This window comes from Pedobacter sp. Bi126 (genome assembly GCF_918698245.1).
In the GTDB taxonomy this organism is placed as follows: Bacteria; Bacteroidota; Bacteroidia; order Sphingobacteriales; family Sphingobacteriaceae; genus Pedobacter.
Window position 1 is genome coordinate 468,660 of sequence record NZ_CAKKMS010000002.1, and the last position, 20,142, is coordinate 488,801.

General features: G+C 36.9%; 18 protein-coding genes. All 18 read left to right on the plus strand.

The features are described from left to right. Entirely contained in the window at nt 1-1,443 is a 1,443-nt protein-coding gene (locus LQ201_RS07185; protein ID WP_230140608.1) for a lipopolysaccharide biosynthesis protein, read from the plus strand. Next, complete coding sequence (locus tag LQ201_RS07190; RefSeq protein WP_230140617.1) at nt 1,440-2,597, plus strand: DegT/DnrJ/EryC1/StrS aminotransferase family protein; 1,158 nt, start codon at nt 1,440-1,442, stop codon at nt 2,595-2,597. Before LQ201_RS07185 ends, LQ201_RS07190 begins: the two co-directional genes overlap by 4 nt. A gap of 14 nt (nt 2,598-2,611) precedes the next feature. Then, the gene (locus LQ201_RS07195; protein WP_230140618.1) at nt 2,612-3,481 is read left to right on the plus strand and encodes a glycosyltransferase; all 870 of its coding nucleotides are present in this window, start codon (nt 2,612-2,614) and stop codon (nt 3,479-3,481) included. A gap of 6 nt (nt 3,482-3,487) precedes the next feature. Further along, nucleotides 3,488-4,582, plus strand: coding sequence for a glycosyltransferase family 4 protein (locus LQ201_RS07200; RefSeq protein WP_230140621.1), 1,095 nt, complete (start codon nt 3,488-3,490; stop codon nt 4,580-4,582). After that, nucleotides 4,579-5,796, plus strand: coding sequence for an O-antigen ligase family protein (locus LQ201_RS07205; protein ID WP_230146616.1), 1,218 nt, complete (start codon nt 4,579-4,581; stop codon nt 5,794-5,796). The genes LQ201_RS07200 and LQ201_RS07205 overlap by 4 nt, the downstream gene beginning before the upstream one ends. A gap of 19 nt (nt 5,797-5,815) precedes the next feature. Next, nucleotides 5,816-7,090: a DegT/DnrJ/EryC1/StrS aminotransferase family protein gene (locus tag LQ201_RS07210; RefSeq protein ID WP_230140625.1), complete on the plus strand. Its 1,275-nt coding sequence runs from the start codon at nt 5,816-5,818 to the stop codon at nt 7,088-7,090. Continuing rightward, entirely contained in the window at nt 7,087-7,689 is a 603-nt protein-coding gene (locus LQ201_RS07215) for a sugar transferase (RefSeq protein ID WP_230140627.1), read from the plus strand. Before LQ201_RS07210 ends, LQ201_RS07215 begins: the two co-directional genes overlap by 4 nt. A gap of 6 nt (nt 7,690-7,695) precedes the next feature. Beyond that, the gene (locus tag LQ201_RS07220) at nt 7,696-8,796 is read left to right on the plus strand and encodes a glycosyltransferase (protein ID WP_230140630.1); all 1,101 of its coding nucleotides are present in this window, start codon (nt 7,696-7,698) and stop codon (nt 8,794-8,796) included. 20 nt (nt 8,797-8,816) lie between these two features. Next, complete coding sequence (gene asnB, locus LQ201_RS07225; protein WP_230140632.1) at nt 8,817-10,658, plus strand: asparagine synthase (glutamine-hydrolyzing); 1,842 nt, start codon at nt 8,817-8,819, stop codon at nt 10,656-10,658. Nucleotides 10,659-10,662: 4 nt separating this feature from the next. Beyond that, the gene (locus tag LQ201_RS07230; RefSeq protein WP_230140640.1) at nt 10,663-11,556 is read left to right on the plus strand and encodes a hypothetical protein; all 894 of its coding nucleotides are present in this window, start codon (nt 10,663-10,665) and stop codon (nt 11,554-11,556) included. A gap of 13 nt (nt 11,557-11,569) precedes the next feature. Beyond that, entirely contained in the window at nt 11,570-12,652 is a 1,083-nt protein-coding gene (locus tag LQ201_RS07235; protein ID WP_230140642.1) for a glycosyltransferase, read from the plus strand. Between the two features lie 120 nt (nt 12,653-12,772). After that, nucleotides 12,773-13,864 carry an NAD-dependent epimerase gene (locus tag LQ201_RS07240; protein ID WP_230140644.1) on the plus strand — a complete coding sequence of 364 codons (1,092 nt, stop codon included), beginning with the start codon at nt 12,773-12,775 and terminating at the stop codon, nt 13,862-13,864. A 211-nt stretch (nt 13,865-14,075) separates the two neighbouring features. After that, complete coding sequence (locus LQ201_RS07245) at nt 14,076-15,476, plus strand: polysaccharide lyase family 1 protein (RefSeq protein ID WP_230140646.1); 1,401 nt, start codon at nt 14,076-14,078, stop codon at nt 15,474-15,476. Between the two features lie 78 nt (nt 15,477-15,554). Then, nucleotides 15,555-16,709, plus strand: a complete 1,155-nt coding sequence (locus LQ201_RS07250) for a glycosyltransferase family 4 protein (protein WP_230140648.1) — start codon at nt 15,555-15,557, stop codon at nt 16,707-16,709. 53 nt (nt 16,710-16,762) lie between these two features. Continuing rightward, nucleotides 16,763-17,566: a phytanoyl-CoA dioxygenase family protein gene (locus LQ201_RS07255; RefSeq protein WP_230140653.1), complete on the plus strand. Its 804-nt coding sequence runs from the start codon at nt 16,763-16,765 to the stop codon at nt 17,564-17,566. Between the two features lie 11 nt (nt 17,567-17,577). Next, a complete protein-coding gene (locus LQ201_RS07260; RefSeq protein WP_230140655.1) occupies nt 17,578-18,549 on the plus strand; it encodes a hypothetical protein in 972 nt (323 codons plus the stop codon). Continuing rightward, a complete protein-coding gene (locus LQ201_RS07265; RefSeq protein ID WP_230140656.1) occupies nt 18,546-19,034 on the plus strand; it encodes a GNAT family N-acetyltransferase in 489 nt (162 codons plus the stop codon). Before LQ201_RS07260 ends, LQ201_RS07265 begins: the two co-directional genes overlap by 4 nt. Nucleotides 19,035-19,080: 46 nt before the next feature. Continuing rightward, nucleotides 19,081-20,118 carry a GNAT family N-acetyltransferase gene (locus LQ201_RS07270; RefSeq protein ID WP_230140658.1) on the plus strand — a complete coding sequence of 346 codons (1,038 nt, stop codon included), beginning with the start codon at nt 19,081-19,083 and terminating at the stop codon, nt 20,116-20,118. Nucleotides 20,119-20,142 lie beyond the last annotated feature (24 nt).

Consider the following 20,142-nt stretch of genomic DNA (forward strand, 5'->3'; position numbering starts at 1 on the left):
ATGAATTTAACATATAAAGCGCGATCGGGCATTATATGGTCGATTGGACAGCAGTTTAGTGTTAAATTCATAAACCTGTTCGTTACCGTCATATTGGCCCGCTTATTAAGTCCTGCAGAATTTGGCTTAATCGCAATGCTCTCTATTTTTATCGCTGTCGGTAATTCCTTAATGGATAGTGGCTTAACATCGTCACTGATCCGCACAAGGATGGCAGGACAAAAGGATTTTTCTACTATATTTTTTTTTAACCTGTTTGGAAGCATCATTGTATATGGGGTTTTGTTCTTTGCAGCACCGCTAATAGCTGGTTTTTACAGGCAGCCAACACTTACCGATATTGTTCGGGTTTATGGATTAACCTTTTTAATCAATGCCTTTTTTAGTATTCAGAGTACTTTATTAACTAAGGAAATGAAATTTAAACTGCAAACGGTAATTCAAATACCTGCAGTGGTACTAGGCGGCTGTTTAGGTATTTACCTGGCAAAAAATGGTTATGGAACCTGGAGTTTAGTTTGGATGAGTTTATTGAGTGCGAGTGTTTCTACTGTTTTACATTGGTTTTATTCAGACTGGCGACCACGACTGATTTTTAATAAAAAAAGCTTCAGAAAGCACTTTCATTTTGGTTACAAAATGACACTTTCCGGCCTGTTGGACACCATTTATCAAAATTTATACACCGTTATTATAGGTCGCTTTTACGCGGCAGCCCAATTGGGCTTTTATGCCAGGGCAGATAGTTTAAGTCAGTTGCCGATTGGGATTATTTCTACGGCAATTGGTAAAGTAACCTATCCTATGTTTTCGAACATCAGCGATGACGATGTAAAGCTTAAAATGGTTTACCGCAGGTTAATGCAGCAGGTGTTATTCTGGAATGCACCCATCCTGATTTTTTTAGCACTTATTGCTCAACCTTTAATCTCTTTGCTTTTAACCGATAAATGGCTGCCATCTGTACCTTATTTTCAGATTTTATGTATTGCGGGTATTCTATATCCAGTACACGCATATAACCTGAATATTTTAAAAGTTAAAGGGCATAGCGGGCAGTTCTTGAAATTAGAAATTATAAAAAAGGTGCTAAGTGTAATCGGAATTATCTGTGTAATTCCATTTGGCATCATGGGGCTTCTATATTTTCAGCTCTTCTTTACTGTTTTCGCCTATTATATCAATTCAACATATAGTGGCAAATTAATCAATTACCCAATTAAAGAACAGCTTCATGATATATTCCCTATTTTAATGTTATCCAGTCTGTTAGGTGTTGCTTGTTATTGTCTCGATACCTGGTGTTTAACACATTATCACATCAACAATATTTTGCGCATTGCTGGCATAAGCATCATTTATGGCAGTTTTTACCTCGGCATAAGTAGCAGCATCAAACTCGCTGCGCTCCTTGATTTTAAACAATTAATCCTCAAACAATGATACCTGTAACTAAACCCTTTTTGCCAAAACAGGCAGATTTTAAAAGCTATGTAAGTAGCATTTGGGCCAGACAGTGGCTCACGAATAATGGTCCGTTAGTAAATGAATTGGAGTTGAAGTTGCAACAATACTTAGAACTACCTCATTTATTATACGTAACCAATGGTACTATCGCATTACAGCTGGCCATACAGGCATTAGAAGTAAAAGGTGAAATTATTACCACACCGTTTTCTTTTGTTGCTACCACCAGCAGTATTGTTTGGCAAGGTTGCAAACCTGTTTTTGTTGATATAGATGAACATACGCTAAACATAGATCCCAATAAAATTGAAGCGGCCATTACGCCTAATACCTCGGCTATTTTGGCTACACATGTTTTTGGAAATCCTTGTGATATTGAAGCGATAGACCGCATTGCAAAAAAACATGGACTAAAGGTAATTTATGATGCCGCCCATTGTTTTGGCACAAAATATAAAGGTAAATCGATCTTCGCTTATGGCGATGTAAGTACAACCAGCTTCCATGCAACTAAACTGTTTCATACCATTGAAGGTGGGGCTGTTTTTACTCAAAATCCTGATATTTTAAAGAGAATGGCGCTGATGCGTAATTTCGGTTATAGTGGGGTAGATACCTTTTCAGAGATCGGAACCAATGCTAAAAACTCCGAATTTCATGCTGCAATGGGGCTTTGTAACCTAAAACATATTGATCAGATTTTAAGTAAACGCAAAGAGCTGTCACAGCATTACGAAATGCGCCTGAATAAAATTGAAGCGCAGTTTCAGGTTATTCAAGCCGATACGGAATTTAATTACGCATATTATCCCGTAATATTCCGATCGGAAGAAGTTATGCTCGATTGCATGAAACAGTTAGAACTGGTTCAGGTGTATTGTAGGCGGTACTTTTACCCATCGTTATCGGCCTTACCATACATTGCTAAGGTAAATATGCCGATCTGTGATTCTATTTCCAAACGCATTATGTGTTTGCCACTTTACCATACGTTAACCAGTGCCGATCAGGATTTAGTAGTCAGGATTATTTTGAGAACTCAGAATTACCGCAAAAAACAAGTGCTTAAACTCGCCGATTACAACACATTGGTTAATGGCAGTATTGGCATGGCGGTTAACGGCAATTAATAGCAGCTTCTATTATGAAACAAGACGATACAGGTGTAATGGTTAGCATTTTTTGCATCACTTATAACCACAGTAAATTTATTGCGAAAGCACTGGATGGATTTCTGATGCAGAAATGCAATTTTAATACAGAAATTATTATTGGCGACGATTGTTCTACAGATGGAACCACAGAGATTATTGATGAATATGTTGCCAAACATCCTGATAAAATTAAGCGTTTAAAAGCACCAAAGAATATCGGTGCTACCCAAAACGTAATTCGGGTTGCGCTAGAAACAAAAGGTAAATACGTAGCCACATGTGATGGTGATGATTATTGGTTAGACCCATATAAACTGCAGAAGCAGGTAGATTTTTTAGAAAATAACCCTGAATATGTAATGTGCTGCCATTATACACGCGAAATAAATTTTGATGATACTGAGCTGTTTTACATGGATTTTAACCCTGTCCCATTACAGTATAGCTTTAGTGATCTGATTGTAAACAGGCAAGTAGAAACCTGTACTGCATCTATTGTTTACCGCAACATTGAAGCCATTAGAAATCTTTATAAAAACGATTGGTTTTTAAAATGCAATGCCTGTGATAAACTGTTGAAACTCTATTGTACCTGGGTAACGGGTAAAAAAATATATGTTTTACCCGAAGTAATGAGTTGTTACAGGCGTCACCCGGGAGGCATTTGGAGTCCGGTTGCCTATATTCCATTAAAGAAGATGCAACTGAGTGATTTCTGTATCATCATTAAAATCTTCACCTATACCGGCTTACAAAAAGTTAAACTTTTGAACTTTTACCTCAGAAAATACTTCCTCTTTGAAGTGAAATATAAAACCTTTGGAAACGCTTTCCAGACCATTAAAACAATTGTAAATTAATTCGAAATGACTACTAAATTATGCTTCGTAATCAACAGTTTGGAAGGTGGCGGAGCTGAAAGGGTTATTAGTAACCTGGCTAATCATTTTAGTGATAAAAAATGCAGTGTTACAATGATTTGCCTTAATACAGCTCAAGTTAAATATCAGATCAATAAACAGGTTAAAATTATAAATCTTGTAGAAAGAAAAGAAAGTGAAAATCTCTTAAACAGAATTAGATATGCTTACTTAACTTTTTACAGATTACTTTCTCTATTAAAGAAAGAAAAACCAGACTGCACCATTTGTTTTATGACATCGGCGAACGTGTGGGCAGGTTTATGTTGTATGATTTTGGGTTTGCCTTATCTGGTTTCGGAAAGAACGGCCCTAAATAGCACCTTACAACAATACAACAAATTACTGCAGTGGTTTATATTTCATATTTATAGAAAATCAAAAGCCATTGTGCTACCAGCTTTTGGGATGTTTAAAGGATTTAAAAGGATTAAGCAATTCGAAAAACTGAATAATTTTGAAACGATCCACAATCCGATCAATCAGTTTGTAAAACCAAATAAAGATACCGTAAACGATAAAGCATTTATACTTTCCGTTGGAAGATTATGTCGCGAAAAAGGCTTCGATCTGCTTATTGATGCTTATAGCCGCTTGCAGCTATCCGATGTTGATCTTTTAATCTCTGGTGAAGGGCCTGAAAGAGGAAACCTCGAAAAGCAGATTACGGATTTAAGTTTAACAGATAAAGTTAAATTGATCGGCTTTAAATCGAACCTGCAGGATTATTATGCGCAGGCAGAGGTTTTTGTGCTCTCTTCCAGGAATGAGGGCTATCCAAATGTACTGGTAGAAGCGATGGGAATGGGCTGTGCCTGTGTAGCAATGGACTGCGAGTTTGGCCCTTCAGAGATTATCGAACATGGAATTAACGGACTTCTGGTTGCTAAAGAAGATATAGTAGGACTTTCATTGTCTATTGATAAGATACTTAATAACAGTAGTTTAAGAAATAAATTTTCAGCAAAAGCAAAATCGATCAACAAAACAAATTCTATCGAACTCATTTCTGCCAACTGGGAGCAACTCATCATGTCATGATTAAAAAAATAATGTTTCTCTTTTTGTTGTTTGTCTATGTTTATGCAACAACATTCAATATCTTCATGACTGGGGTTTTTAGAATTCCGGCACCAATAGTTTTCCTGGCGCCGTTAATTTATTTCTACCGGACAGAAGAAACAGGGTTTCTATATGGCAAAGAATTATTTATTTTCTTTATTGCCGCCCTGTTTTTTTATCTCATAGGTCAGGCAGATGTTACTGGTTTTTTTGCCTTATTAATTGTTGCTGCGTGCTTTGCCTTGTTGTTCAACTATGTTATCGGTACGAATTTAAAACGGATGAACATCGCAGTCGGATTTTTCTTCGGTGTATTGCTGCTTTCCGGAATCATCATGTTTATCGATCACCAGTACAATATGGCAGCTATCCGTTCGCTTTTGGTGCAGGAAGACGTATTGCAGGCACCAGCAGGTATATCGACCACTATTTTTACTTTCGGCTACCAGATGGCTGCTTTAACGCCATTTTTAGTTATTAATGCTATACTGTTTAAACGAAGCTGGCTAATTAACCTTCTCTTGTTTGGGTTATCGCTCTCTCTTATTTTCTTCGGTATGCAACGGTCGGTTTTGGTCGCTTTTGCAGTTGTAACCGGATTATTTTTTTTAAGCTATTATAAAGCCAAATCCATTTTAATATTCGGTGTGTTTTGCGCCATATTTTTTATCGCGCAAAGTTCAATTGAACAATTTTCTGAGGGGAAAAAACAACAGAATATTTTAAATAAAAGTGCCGAAAATGCGAAAGGTAAAGAAGAGCGCGGCGATTTAATGGGAGAGAACATCCAAATTATAACGGAATATCCTTTTGGGCTATTGTTTTATGGAAAAACCTGGAACGATGTAGTGCAACACAATTTTGTTTATAAAAAAGGGCCTATCGTAATTACATCCCATAATGCCTATTTAATGTTTATTACTTATTTGGGGCCTTTGCTGGGCTTTATTTTACTCATTTTATTATATCGAAAAGTAGGGAAGATCATTTTTTATGCTTTTCTGCACATCAAAGATAAGAAAAATGCGCTCCTGGTCTGTTTGAGTTGTTCTTTTTTGGCAATATCCATCAACTCATTTTTTCATAACGAATGGCTTCTGGCAACGAGCGGACCAACATTGTTCCTATACTTTGCCATTCTACAACTCTCCAAAATCAAAATGGAAGATCCCATTTTGGTTGAATACAATTAACACAATTAAATTGACGAATATGAATATCCCATTCTCTCCGCCCTTTATCGATCAAACTGTGGTTGATCAGGTATTGGAAACCCTTAACGATAAATGGATTACCACAGGGCCAAAAGTAAAAGCCCTTGAATATGAAATTAAATCGATGACTGGAACTGATGAGGTGATCTGTGTAAACTCCTGGACATCGGGTGCCATTTTAATGTTAAAGTGGTTTGGCGTTAAAGCTGGCGACGAAGTAATTGTACCGGCATATACCTATAGTGCCACAGCATTAGCTGTGCTTCATTGCGGTGCAACTCCGGTTATGGTTGATGTGCTTGATGATTTTAATGTAGATCCAGAAAAGGTTCAGGCGGCAATTACCTCAAAAACCAAAGCTATAATTGCAGTAGATATTGCCGGTTGGCCGTGTGATTATACTACTCTAAAAGAATTGATTAACCATATTGATATTAAGAAAAAATTTAAATGTCAGTCGGATAAACAATCCTTGCTTAAAAGGATATTACTGATTTCGGATGCTGCACATTCAATAGGCAGTTTATATTACGATAAACCAGCTGCACAGATGTGCGATGTAACAATATTTTCGTTTCATGCCGTTAAAAATATTACCACAGCCGAAGGAGGCGCGATCTGTTTAAATCTCCCATCTGCATTTGATCCTCAGGAAGAATACAACTACTTAAAAATGTACACGCTTAATGGTCAGAACAAAGATGCGCTTTCTAAATCAAGAGGTGCTGGCTGGCGGTACGACATCCTGTTTCAGGGACTAAAGATCAATATGCCTGATATCTGCGCTGCAATTGGTTTAGCACAGATCAGGAAATATAATCTAGATCTTTTACCTCAGCGTAAGAAAATTGCGCAGCATTACTGTGATGGCTTTCAGCACGAAGATTGGTTTATTGCGCCACCTTTAGTGAGTACGCAACGAGAATCCTGTTACCATCTTTTCCCCTTGAGGGTTAAAGGTTTAACCGAGATACAGCGAGATCAGATCATTGATGACCTGGCATCTTTGGGGATTGCGAGCAATGTGCATTTTATCCCGATGCCAATGCTTACGCTCTTTAAAAACCTGGGTTATAAAATTGAAGATTATCCAATGGCCTATCAGAATTATGCCTGTGAGATCTCTCTACCCATTTATCCGCAATTAACAGATACAGAAGTAGAATTTATCATCACTTCGGTAATCAGCTGTGTGCATATTCAATTAAATAGCCATTCAGAAATTGAAGAAGGTGGCTTTTCAGGACATAAACAAATGGCAGTAGCATCATGAAAATAAATAAGAAAAGAATATTCGATGTGGTTTTTGCAATCCTGTGTTTAGTGTTGTTCAGTCCGCTTTTAATCTTGATTGCCATCCTAATCAAGCTCGACTCAAAAGGTCCTGTTATTTTTAAACAGATCAGGGTTGGACGGAATATGAAAGATTTTCATTTGGCAAAGTTTCGAACCATGTATGTGATACAGGGCAACAATAGTTTACTCACCATCGGGAACAGAGATAACCGAATTACAAGAATAGGCTACTGGTTGCGGAAATACAAGTTAGATGAATTGCCCCAGCTATTGAATGTTTTAAAAGGGCAGATGAGTTTTGTTGGACCAAGACCGGAAGTTAGAAAATACGTGAATCTTTACAATGAAGAACAACGTTACGTTTTATCCGTTAAACCGGGTATTACTGATTGGGCATCGGTTGAGTTCTGCAATGAAAATGAGCTGCTAAAACATGCCGAAGATCCTGAGACTTATTACATCGAAAGGATTATCCCCGCAAAAATTAAACAGAACATGAGGTATATCAAACACAATGATATCCTAACCGATTTCAAAATTATTTGGTTAACGATTAACAGGATTGTCATCAACTAAAATAATATGTGCGCTCCACAAAAAACTATTAAAGAAGAAGTTAAGCTTAAAAAGAAAGTGTTCTTTGTACTCAGCTCATTAACTTCGGGCGGCTCAGAACGAGTGTTCTGGAATTTGGCCCAGGGATTTAACAAAGATAAGTTTGACGTGACCATTGTGATCTTAGATTCGACCGTGAATTGTTTCTCGATGGATCTTGAAGGTGTCCGTTTTATCGATTTAAAAACCAAAAAAGCATCTAAATCTTTTTTTGCGCTTTATAACTTGCTAAAGAAAGAAGAACCTTATGCGGTTTTTTCCACTACCGATCACATCAATATTTTAGTCTCGCTCGTTGGTCGGTTTTTAAAAATTCCGATGCTTATTGCCAGGGCTTCTAATATTCCGCACGAACAAAGATTGTTTGAAGGATTTAAGTCGAGGTTTTACGAGCTTTTTGCCAGCGCAAGTTATCGGGGTTACAAACAGATCGTTTGCCAATCAGAAGAAATGAAGCAATCATTGATTGATACTTACAATGTCAATCAGGAGCTGATCAGGGTAATTGCCAACCCGGTATTGAAAACTAATAAGTTAAAGGAAGCAAAAACACCTGATAAAATTTATAAATTATTAGTTGTGGCCCGTTTTGCACTGGAAAAAGGCTTAGAACGGCTGGTTGATATTATGGCGCATTTGCCCGAAAATTATCATCTCGATTTCGTGGGAACAGGAGCACTAAAAGATCAGATTAACACCAAAATTAAGGACCTGCAGCTCGATCACAGACTTAAAATTTTAGGAGAGATTAAAAACATCCACGAGGTAATGGTGCAGCACGATTTAATGGTGCTGAGTTCTTACACAGAAGGTTTTCCGAATGTGGTTTTAGAAGCGCTTACCGTAGGCCTACCAGTAGTAACCTTCAGAGTGAGCGGCATTCCAGGATTAATTATCGATGGCTTTAACGGTTTTGTTCTAGAACAGGATGATCTGGCAGGCTTTAGGCGGCGAATTATCCAGGCCTGCACTCAGGGCCAATGGAACCCAGCTGAGATTAGGAGAAATGTATATCAGAAATGTGCGCTTGATAAAATCAGCGCTCAATATGAAGAATTAATTAGTTAACAATCTAAAATATTATCACTATGTGTGGAATATACGGCACAACCATACCTTACTCAAACGGAACTATCCGTGAGAAAATGGCAAGAATCAGTTTTCGGGGTCCGGATTATACAGGGGTCCAACGTTACGATCAGGTTATTTTTGCACACAATAGATTGGCCATCATCGATCTTGATGCCCGCTCCAATCAACCCTTTTCGTATAGGCATCTCCATATTGTTTTTAACGGAGAAATATACAACTACAAAGACATTAGAAGAGATCTGGAACAGAAAAACTATCAGTTTAACACCAGTTCCGATACCGAAGTAATATGCGCAGCTTATTTAGAATATGGAGCCGATTGCTTAACCCGCTTTAACGGGATGTTTGCTTTTGTGATTTATGATACCCATAAAAACGAACTGTTTGGTGCCAGAGACCGTTTTGGCAAAAAACCTTTTTATTATGCACACGATCACCGGTCGTTCGAATTTGCAAGTCAACCCTCACAAATCAATATAGACAGGAATCTAAGTGTTAACGAAGAAGCCATTAATCAATATTTAATTTGGGGTTATGTGCCAGAGCCTCAGTCTATTTATGCAGAGGTGAAACAGTTGCCTGCAGCCAACTATTTTAAATACGATCTTAAATCGCATAAGCTTAAAATTACAGAATACTGGACTTTAGATTATGGCTGGAAGAACAAATTTGAGGGAAGTTATGAAGAAGCTAAAGAAGCTTTAGCGCATATTTTGGCCGATGCGGTTAAAATCAGGATGAATGCTGATGTGCCATTGGGTGTGTTTTTATCTGGCGGTATAGATTCATCACTAATTGCAGCTATGGCCACAAAAGAAATCGACCACGTTAAAACATTTTCTATAAAATTTAATGAAAAAGGTTTCGATGAAAGTGCTTATGCCAATCAGGTTGCTAAACACCTTGGCACCGACCATTATACCATTGAGTGTAATTATAATGATGGCATTGACTTAATTGAAAATTTTAACCGTTTTTATGACGAGCCTTTTGCCGATTCGAGTGCTATACCTACCATGTTGCTCAGTAAAAATACCAGGAAGCATGTAACCGTTGCCTTAAGTGGTGATGCTGGCGATGAAGCTTTTTTAGGCTACCATCGCTATAAATGGATTAAACAGGTTAACAGCCTGTTTTATGCGCCACACAGCATTAGAAAAGCATTGGCAGGCTTAATTAGCCAATTGCCGAGCTATCGCCATAAATTAATTGCCATGGGTATTTCCATGGAAGATATAGAAAAACTATATGTAAAAATGTTTGGCAATATGGAAAATTCGTGGGTAAAACAACCCGATCTGGCCAAGTATAACCCATTGATGCATATTTTAACCAATCCATCTAAACCTTTGTTAGAACGGATTTCTGATTTTGATATTAAAACCTATTTAAACGGAGATATCAACACCAAAGTAGATCGTGCTTCAATGGCCTTTTCGCTTGAATCGCGATCTCCTTTAATGGATTACAGAGTGATAGAGTTTTCTAGAAGCCTACCCACAGCATTTAAATACACCAATGGAAACCAGAAACGGATATTAAAAGATTTATTGTTCGATCGTGTTCCTGCACATATGTTCGATAGGCCAAAGGCTGGCTTTACCATGCCGTTCCAGCATTGGTTCAGAAATGAATTAAAAGATTATGTGATGGATAATTTATCAGTCGATAATTTGAAGAACATTCCAGGCATTCATTTGAAAAGAACCCAAGAAATTATCAATGAGCATATGACCGGGAAGTGGAACAGATATCCGCAGATCTGGAAATTGCTGGTACTCTCTCAATGGTTAATTAAAAATAAATCAACCGCAGATAAAGTTTCTTTAGTAGCATAATAAGATGAATGCAACTGTTAACCTCTTTAATAAAATATTCGCAGCTGATAAATGGAACATTGGTTTTATTTATCAAACACCTGAAGAGCTGATCAGCACAAAAAAGCTGAATGCGGGGATAAACTGGCTGCAAGAAGATAGCATCGATTATGCCGCTGATCCTTTTGTGGTGAGTGTAAATAATGCACCAAGGATTTATTACGAAGAACTGGATTTTTGGAAAGGGAAGGGCGAGATTATGATGATTGATGGATTCGACTTCAAAAACAAGAAGAAAGTGCAGGGCATCAAACCAGATGCGATCCATTTATCTTATCCCTATCTGATAGAAGAAAATGGTTGTTTATACTGCATTCCCGAAACGTCAGAAGCGAAAGAAATAGCACTCTATCAGGTTGATCAGGAGAATCCTAGCCAGTTAACCAAAATAAAAGTGCTGGTTAGTGGAAAAGCTTTTGTAGATAGCTCGATTATTTATCATGAAAATAAATATTGGCTTTTTACCAGTGTATCCGGAGATCATCATCACCTGTACATTTATCATTCTAAAACTTTAAACGGTCAGTACACAGGGCATTATCAGAACCCAATTCCAGTAGAAAAAGAATTTTGCAGGGCTGCAGGGAGTTTGTTTAAAGTTGGCAAATCGCTGTACCGCCCAACGCAAAACCCAATTAACCGTTACGGCGGTTCAATTATCATTAACGAAATTGAAATACTGAGCGAAGAAGCGTTTTCAACCATCAATAAATTCGAAATATTACCAGATAAACCTTACAACAAAGGGCTCCATAACATCAGTTTCGCCAACAACATTATAGTAATAGATGGCAAGCGGAAAGTAATGAGTTTGATGATGCCGTTCAAAAAAATTGTTCGAAACCTTAAAAGGAAATAAATCGCCATTCGAAATGACAACACCAGAAAAAAGAATGATTTTTATTTCGTTAACCGATGCCCCCAATGGTGCTGAAAATGTGTTGTTGATGATGGCTACCACTGTTAACGGCGAAATGTACTTTTTAAAGAAACATGCTTTTACAGGGCTTAAAATTTCTGAAGGGGTTTCCAAAAGATACTTATCTAAAAAAACAATTTTTTGGGGTTTTGTAAAACTGATACCAATACTCCGAAAATATAAAAAGGATGATGTGTTAATGAGCACACATCCATATTTAAATGCTTTTTTAGGCTTTTTAAAACGTATAGGTTATCTCAGGTCCAAATTAATTGTACGCGAATGCACTTCTGTTTTTACCCGGTTCACTGGAATTAAAAAACGCATTTATCAAATCATTTACCGCATGGGTTATCCGGCTGTAGATTTAGTAGTTTGCCAAACTACATTAATGAAAATGCAACTGCTTGATCATAATAGCTTTTTATCGAAGCACAAAATATTGGTTCAACCCAATCCCATCGATTTTAATAAAATCATTGCTAAATCTGATCAGCCTTTAATTAATGGCGATGCCAAACTTGATTTTATCTGCTCTGCGGGAAGGTTGATCCCGGAAAAAGGATTTCCGATTTTGATCAAAGCTTTTAAACTGATTAAACAGAAGCACCCTAAACTTAAATTACTCGTACTGGGAGAGGGAAAAGAAAGATCATCATTAATCAATATTATCGAGGAGAATAACTTAAGCGATTCGGTTTTTTTAAAAGGGCAGATAGATAATCCGGCTCCTTATTTTAAACTGGCAAAACTTTGTGTGGTAGCTTCCATAAAGGAAGGTTTTCCGAATGTACTGTTAGAAATGATGTCGGTAAACAGCGCAGTCGTATCTACACTTTGTGCAGGAGGCATCAGCGAAATTCCTGCTATTGCCAAAGTTGAAGTAAACAACGTGGAAGCCCTCGCCAAAGCGATGGGCGAAAAATTGAAACATAACCAAAATCCGGATGCAGAAACGGCGATGCAGTATTTGTACGGCCGTAGACCAGAAATATTTGCTCAATCTATTTTAAACGCATTGCAGCAACATAACTAAATCCAAAATATTAAACTAACCATTACCGCATTTTCTGATGGGATGCTTTGCTGTATCCTAAAAACTAATAATTAAGCCTTCTGTGAGGCCATTCTTAACTGTTTCTCAAACTTAAATTTTATGAAAATTCTAATTACCGGTACAGCCGGATTTATTGGCTTCCATTTGGCAAAACGCTTATTGGAAAGAGGAGACGTTGTTGTGGGCATTGATAACATCAACGATTATTATGATGTAAACCTTAAACATGCCCGCTTGGCTCAAACTGGTATTAACCATACCGATTTGGTTTACGGTATTCCTCAGGTAAGTGATAGATACGAAAATTATACTTTCATAAAGTTGGATATCTGCGATAAAGAAAGTTTAGAAAATTGTTTTAAAACCTATCAGTTCGATGCGGTTTGTAATTTGGCCGCCCAGGCAGGTGTACGGTATAGTTTAACCAATCCGGATGCTTACATAGAAGCCAATATTAAAGGTTTTTTAAATATCCTGGAGTGTAGCCGTCATTTTAAAATTGGCCATTTATTGTACGCCAGCTCTTCAAGTGTTTATGGATTAAATAAAAAAATGCCATTTTCTGCTCATGATAATGTTGATCACCCGGTTTCATTATACGCAGCTTCTAAAAAAAGCAACGAATTAATGGCACATGCTTATAGCCATTTATTTAATCTACCAACCACTGGTTTACGTTTCTTTACAGTTTACGGTCCTTGGGGCCGCCCGGATATGGCTTTGTTCTTGTTTACAAAAGCAATTTTGGAAGGCAAGCCCATCGAAGTTTTTAATAACGGGGAAATGAAAAGAGATTTTACGTATGTGGATGATATTATTGAAGGCATTGTGAGGGTTTTTGATCAACCGGCACAGGCAAATCCAAACTGGAACAACCAAAACCCTGATCCAGCTACATCAGCAGCGCCTTTTGCCGTATTTAATATTGGGCGGGGGGCACCGGTTAACTTATTGGATTTTGTTGAAGAAATTGAAAAAGAGACGGGATTAACCGCACAAAAAATATTTATGCCCATGCAAGATGGCGATGTGGCAGAAACATCAGCAGATATTGATGATTTAAAAAAATTATTAAATTATGAACCATCTGTTTCTGTGCACAAAGGTGTAAAGAATTTTGTGAACTGGTTTACAACTTTTTATCACCCAAATTTACAGTTGGAACCTAAAACAAGTGTTGTTGTAATTTAGTTTGTCATGACTGTGTAAACTAGATGTATAATAAATTTTATAAAACTGAATTATTAAACTGTCATTTTACTATCTGTAAGCAATTGGTTTACAGTATAAGTAATGCCGAATATTAAGCCTATTATTTAATTATCAGCGTTTTAACTGCATTTTATTAAATGTACTCATTTATCGCATATAGCGTTAAGTTGTAAATTTAAAAAAATAAAAAATGCAGAGAAAGACAAAATTGTTTAAAAAAGTGAGTTTAATTGGTTTAATGTTGACGACAATTATCTTCTTTAGTAATTGTAAAAAAAGTGTGAATGCCGATGATAAATTGGCCGACAGTAAAGAATTGTTTTCAAGCGATTCATCATCAGTATTAGCTGCTATTAGTGGTAGTACAGGTAAATTAAGCCTTATAGGAGTAAAGTCTGAAGGAGGTTATGCATATAAAATTTCACAATCCATTTCAGGAGGCGACAATGCTACTTCAAAAGAACAATCAATTTTAAGGTTATTTGAAAACGGAGTAGAACTTGGTCCTGCCCATAGCATACACGATGACATTAGGAATTTAGGTAAAGGAAGGTTTAGCCATTGGGGTACTACAGTAATATTTTCAGCCTCTGACAATACCGACCCAAGAACTAACGGCCGTTCTTATACTTATGTAATGGGTGCTACAAGTGCTCTTTTACCTCCAACAGAAACGGTAACTCCGCCTGCAAATACAACCATAAATGCAGCCTTAGTAGGTTATGCTTTGGTAAATGGTAAAACAACAGGTGGCCAGGGTGGTGTCGAAACTACGGTAACAACCCTTGATCAATTAAAAGCAGCTGTTGGTGATAACATTACACGTACTATTTATGTAAGTGGCACCATTAAAGGCGCTGGTAAGGATATTGTTTATGTAAAATCAAACAAATCTATTATTGGTAGATCTGGAGCTGTTATTGAGGGTGTGAATCTGTTTATTTATACAGTAAGTAACATTATAATTCAGAACATCACTTTTAAAAATTACGTAGAACAGGCAGCAGTACAAATTAAAGAGGCTGCTCACCATGTTTGGGTAGATCATTGCGATTTCTCTACAGATCGTACTCATGGCTGGGAATATTGGGGTAAAGACATTACCATTACTAGGGAATCTGATTATGTAACGGTTTCCTGGAGTAAATTCCATGATACCAACCTATCAGTACTAATTAGTGGCGGTATCGAAGGCCACGAAGCAGATAGAGGTAAATTGCACGTAACTATGCACCACAACATGTGGTATAATGTTACCGAAAGGGAGCCATCAATGAACTATGGCAGTGTACACATGTTTAACAACTATCACCTTAACAACTCAGGTTACTCAATTGGTACAAGAGCAGGTGGTATAGTAAGAACAGATAATGAGTATTTCTCAAATTGTGCTAAACCATTAACTACAAAAGTGGCAAGTGATCCGGAAGGATATTTTAGCGGTATTACCACCAATATTTACGATAAATGTGGTGCAAACAATATAACGACGGCAGTTTCTACCTGGGTTCCAGAGTATGAGTACAAATCATTCCTTAACGATGCGGCGAGTGTGCCTGCAATCGTAACGGCGAATGCTGGTGCCAAGTAGGTAAAGCAAAACCTTCATATTTTTTCTGCAATAAGCCACCTGGATAGGTGGCTTTGCAGTTTAAATTAAAATTTTGACATGATGAATATAACTAGTAAGAAGATTTTTATCGTTTGCGACTCTTCCAGATCCCTGCTCGATTTTAGAGGGAAGCTGATCGAAAAAATGCAGCAACATAACCAGGTTTTTGTGTTTACACCAAAAATTGAACAAGAATCTGTTCGGAGTAAACTGAAAGCACTGAATGTAATTACCTACGAGAGTAAATTAGATGGTAGTAATGTTTCTATCCTATCCGATTTAAGGTTTATCTTTTCGCTATATAAACTCATCAGGCAAATAAAGCCTGATATTTTTTTTCCTTACACCTTTAAACCTGTCATTTACGGCTCTTTTTTAGCTAAAATATGCAAGGTTAAACTAATTGCCCCCATGCTTACTGGCTTGGGTTATAACTTTACCGATAATTCTTCCGGTAATAAACTAATTGTTAAAATAACAAGGTTATTACTAAAACTAAGTCTGAAACCCAATCCACGTTTAAATATTATTTTTCAGAACAAAGACGATTCTCAACGCTTAATCGATCTCAAGATCCTAAATAAAAAACACCAGGTTTATGTAGTTAACGGATCGGGGGTAGATTTAAGTCATTATCACTATTCTAAACCAAGCACCTCGCCCATAACCTTTTTAATGGTATCTCGGCTCATTAATGCAAAAGGCATTAAAGAATATTACGATGCCGCTAAATTAGTTAAGCAACGGTTTCCGCAAGCCGTTTTTAAATTGATTGGACCATACGATCCGAATATTGACGCCATTGCACCCGAGCTGTACCAAAAAATTGCGAGTGGAGATACGATTCAATACATCGGACAGGTTGATGATGTGCGCCCAGATATTGAGCGTTCTTCGGTAATGGTGCACCCTTCTTATTATGGGGAAGGCGTTCCACGCTGTGTGCTCGAAGGAATGGCAATAGGTAGGGCAGTAATTACCTGCGACTCTGTAGGGTGCCGTGAAACCGTTAATAACGACCTTAAGCAGGCCAATGGATTTCTTATCCCGATTAAAGACGCCAGTGCGCTAGCCAATAAAATGGAATATTTTATTAATAACAGTAATGATATTATTGCTTTTGGGAACAAAGGACATGAATTTGCAAAAACAAAATTTGATGTGAATATCGTTAATGCACAACTCTTTAAGATTATGCATTTACAGGCTTAACCAACCTTTTACACATTAATAACTAACCAAATAAATAAACTAAACCTAAAATTGTGAACAATACATTTATTTACAAACGAGCCACTTTAGCCGACTTTAGGGAAGCTATTGATGAGTATGGATGGGTTGTATATGAAAAGGCAATCAATCAGAAATTAATTTCAGAAATAACAACAGGTTTCGAAACTTCTTATCTCTTAAGGAGAGAAATACAGGTTTTAAATGGAATTGAAGAAAATATGGAGGGAACACTACATCATTTGCTTGAGAAAGATAATTTCGCTATTGAGCTTTTGAGTAAATTGTTCTGCCACAGAGAAATCCGTGATTTTTTGGGCGGAAACTACATTCTTAATGGGATAAATGGAGTAATTAACACCAAAAAGAGCAAATCCTATATCCAAAATATCCACCGTGATGTACGTACATTTTCGTCTGAATCTAAGTTTATGATCCAGATGATTATTGTGCTCGATGATTTTACCATATTTAATGGCGCTACGCACTTTTTGTCGGGTTCTCATAAATTAGATATTAAACCTGAAGAAAAACACTTTAAAGCTTTCGCTAAACAAGCTATTGCCAAGAAAGGAAGCATTATATTATTCGATTCTAATATCTGGCATGCAGGGGGGATCAATTTCACTCGCAAACAGCGTAGAGCTTTAACCTTGGGTTTTACCAAACCTTACATTAAACAGCAATTCGATTATCCCAGATTTTTGGGATATGAATTTGGCGAAAAAATAGATAGCGATTTAAGGCAGATTATTGGTTACAATGCAAGGGTACCCGCCAGTTTACAGGAATATTACAGACCAGTAGAGAGCAGAATGTACAAAGCAGACCAAGGGTAGAGGATAAAACAATGGAAACAGAAACGCACTCACCCAAAACAATTGGTGGCTACATCCCGTTGGAATTATCAAAAGGGGAGCTTTATTATCCTGATTTAATTGCACTTAATACAGGCAGAAATGCACTGGAGTATGTGTTAAGGACAAGAAAATACTCCACCATATATCTTCCATACTATACCTGCGAGGTTTTGCTAGAACCGCTACAAAAGCTAAATGTACAGTATCACTTTTATCATATAGACGAAGATTTAGATCCGGTAATAGATTTTGAAATAGGCGAACATTGTTGCTTCCTTTACACCAATTACTTCGGACTTAAAACGGAAACCGTTAAAATGCTAGCTAAAAAAATCAAGAACCTGATTATAGACAATGCCCAGGCATTTTTTTCTAAGCCGGTAAACAATTGCGATACCTTCTACTCATGCCGCAAGTTTTTCGGTGTACCCGATGGTGCCTATCTTAATATCTCTAAAACATTGGGTTTAAATTTAAAACAAGATCAATCAACAGACCGGTTTGCTCACCTGATTAAAAGTATCGATATCAATATTGAAGAAGGGTATGCCGATTATATAGAAAACAACAAGCAGCTGTGCAATAACGAAATCAAAAAGATGTCGGTATTAACAAAAACCATTCTTTCCAGCATCGATTACGATAAGTGTGCCGATATCAGAAGAAAGAACTTTGCTTATCTGGATGAGCACCTGGGAAAGGAAAATATTTTGAGGCTAAATTTTTCTGAAGAGGATGTGCCGATGGTTTACCCACTTCTGGGAGAAAATCCCTCTATTAAACAGCAGCTCATCAATCAAAAAATATTTGTAGCCACCTATTGGCCAAATGTTTATGAATGGGCACATGTTGATAGTTATGAATACTTTTTGGCTAAACATCTTATTTCGTTACCAATTGATCACCGCTACAGCATAGCGGATATGAAAGTCATTGTTAAAGCTTTAAAACCGCTCATATGAACACTCAGATTTACTTAAGGCCATTAGCGTTAAAAGATGCTGACGTGTCGTACAAGTGGAGAAACGATCCTGAAGTGTGGTCGTACACCAAATTTGTGTTAAAAGATCCAATTAGTGCCGAAGTTGAAAAACAATGGCTATTAAATAAACTAAATCTGACCAACGAAAAACGTTTTGCCATCTGTGTAAAAAATACAAATGAATACATTGGCAATATTCAGTTGCTCGATATCGAAAACGATAGTGCAGAATTTCACCTATTTATCGGCGAAAAGAAATACTGGGGGAAGGGCATAGGTTATAACGCCTCTTTAATGTTGTTAAAATATGCCTTTTATAACCTTAACCTTAAATACATTTTCTTAGAAGTACATTCAGATAACCTGGCTGCTTATTCTATTTATAAAAAAGTAGGCTTTCAACCTGTTTCACAGCAGGAAGATTTCATAAAAATGGTAATTAATTCTTCTGTTTTACTTGCTTAAAACTGAACTATTTACTTTAAATCTACCCTAATTTAATAGCTCAAAAATGAGAAAGATTATTACAATTGATGATAAACAAGAATGGTCTGCATATGTAAAGCGTGCTTTGCATTACGATTTTTATCACACCTGGTATTATCACTCTTTAGATAAAAGTGGTTTACCTATACTGTTTGTGTATGAGGAAGGCGAAAATTACATTGCCTTCCCACTTTTGAAGAGAAACATCCCTGGTTCCGATTTTTTTGATTTTACATCGGTTTATGGATATACAGGGCCTATTTCAAACATGGACTTCAATACTTTGAACGATGATTTTATGGAACGCTTTAAAAATACATTCATAGCGTATCTCGAAACTGGTCAAAATGTAACCGTTTTTTCCAGATTGCACCCGTTTTTTAATCAGGAAAGGTTAATGGAGAAGTTTTCTGGCGTATATGCCAATGGAAAAACAGTGGCGATCGATTTAACCACAACCATTGAAAGTCAACGGGCGGGTTATCGAAAAAGCGTAAAAGAAAAAATCAGACGATTGCGAAAGCGCGATTATGAAGTCAGAATTTCTACCGATATTAATGATGCGGGTATATTTTCTGAAATATATACCGAAAATATGATTCGAATAGGCGCAAAAGATCATTACCTTTTTAATAATGCCTATTTCGTTGCACTACTTTCTTCTGATGAATTTGATAGCAAGCTTTTTTTGGTGTATAAAGATGGGATAGCCATATCAGGCGCCATTGTAGTTTGTACCAAAGAAATTATGCAGGTGCACCTTTTGGCTACCAGAACCGCTTACCTGTTCGAATCGCCAGCTAAATTATTAACTGACGAAATTACCGTAATTGGCAGGCAATTGGGTTATAAATATTTTAACCTGGGAGGCGGTGTTAATTTTAAAGAAGACAACCTTTTTGGTTGGAAGATGGGTTTCTCTAATTTATGTTTCGAATTTAATAGTTGGCGGTATATTGCCAATAATGAATTATACAATACACTTTTAAACGAAAGATCCCTTGATCCTTTTTCGACTGTTGATTTTTTTCCACTCTACCGTAGTCCTGTAGTTGCTTCGTAATTAATTATTATTTCTTTTAATAAA

Coding starts and splice junctions, on each gene's coding strand:
- LQ201_RS07205 (WP_230146616.1), top strand. CDS start 4,579: ATGATTAAAAAAATAATGTTTCTCTTTTTGTTGTTTGTCTATGTTTAT.
- LQ201_RS07235 (WP_230140642.1), top strand. CDS start 11,570: ATGACAACACCAGAAAAAAGAATGATTTTTATTTCGTTAACCGATGCC.
- LQ201_RS07250 (WP_230140648.1), top strand. CDS start 15,555: ATGATGAATATAACTAGTAAGAAGATTTTTATCGTTTGCGACTCTTCC.
- LQ201_RS07240 (WP_230140644.1), top strand. CDS start 12,773: ATGAAAATTCTAATTACCGGTACAGCCGGATTTATTGGCTTCCATTTG.
- asnB (WP_230140632.1), top strand. CDS start 8,817: ATGTGTGGAATATACGGCACAACCATACCTTACTCAAACGGAACTATC.
- LQ201_RS07185 (WP_230140608.1), top strand. CDS start 1: ATGAATTTAACATATAAAGCGCGATCGGGCATTATATGGTCGATTGGA.
- LQ201_RS07265 (WP_230140656.1), top strand. CDS start 18,546: ATGAACACTCAGATTTACTTAAGGCCATTAGCGTTAAAAGATGCTGAC.
- LQ201_RS07245 (WP_230140646.1), top strand. CDS start 14,076: ATGCAGAGAAAGACAAAATTGTTTAAAAAAGTGAGTTTAATTGGTTTA.
- LQ201_RS07270 (WP_230140658.1), top strand. CDS start 19,081: ATGAGAAAGATTATTACAATTGATGATAAACAAGAATGGTCTGCATAT.
- LQ201_RS07190 (WP_230140617.1), top strand. CDS start 1,440: ATGATACCTGTAACTAAACCCTTTTTGCCAAAACAGGCAGATTTTAAA.
- LQ201_RS07200 (WP_230140621.1), top strand. CDS start 3,488: ATGACTACTAAATTATGCTTCGTAATCAACAGTTTGGAAGGTGGCGGA.
- LQ201_RS07260 (WP_230140655.1), top strand. CDS start 17,578: ATGGAAACAGAAACGCACTCACCCAAAACAATTGGTGGCTACATCCCG.
- LQ201_RS07215 (WP_230140627.1), top strand. CDS start 7,087: ATGAAAATAAATAAGAAAAGAATATTCGATGTGGTTTTTGCAATCCTG.
- LQ201_RS07210 (WP_230140625.1), top strand. CDS start 5,816: ATGAATATCCCATTCTCTCCGCCCTTTATCGATCAAACTGTGGTTGAT.
- LQ201_RS07195 (WP_230140618.1), top strand. CDS start 2,612: ATGAAACAAGACGATACAGGTGTAATGGTTAGCATTTTTTGCATCACT.
- LQ201_RS07230 (WP_230140640.1), top strand. CDS start 10,663: ATGAATGCAACTGTTAACCTCTTTAATAAAATATTCGCAGCTGATAAA.
- LQ201_RS07220 (WP_230140630.1), top strand. CDS start 7,696: ATGTGCGCTCCACAAAAAACTATTAAAGAAGAAGTTAAGCTTAAAAAG.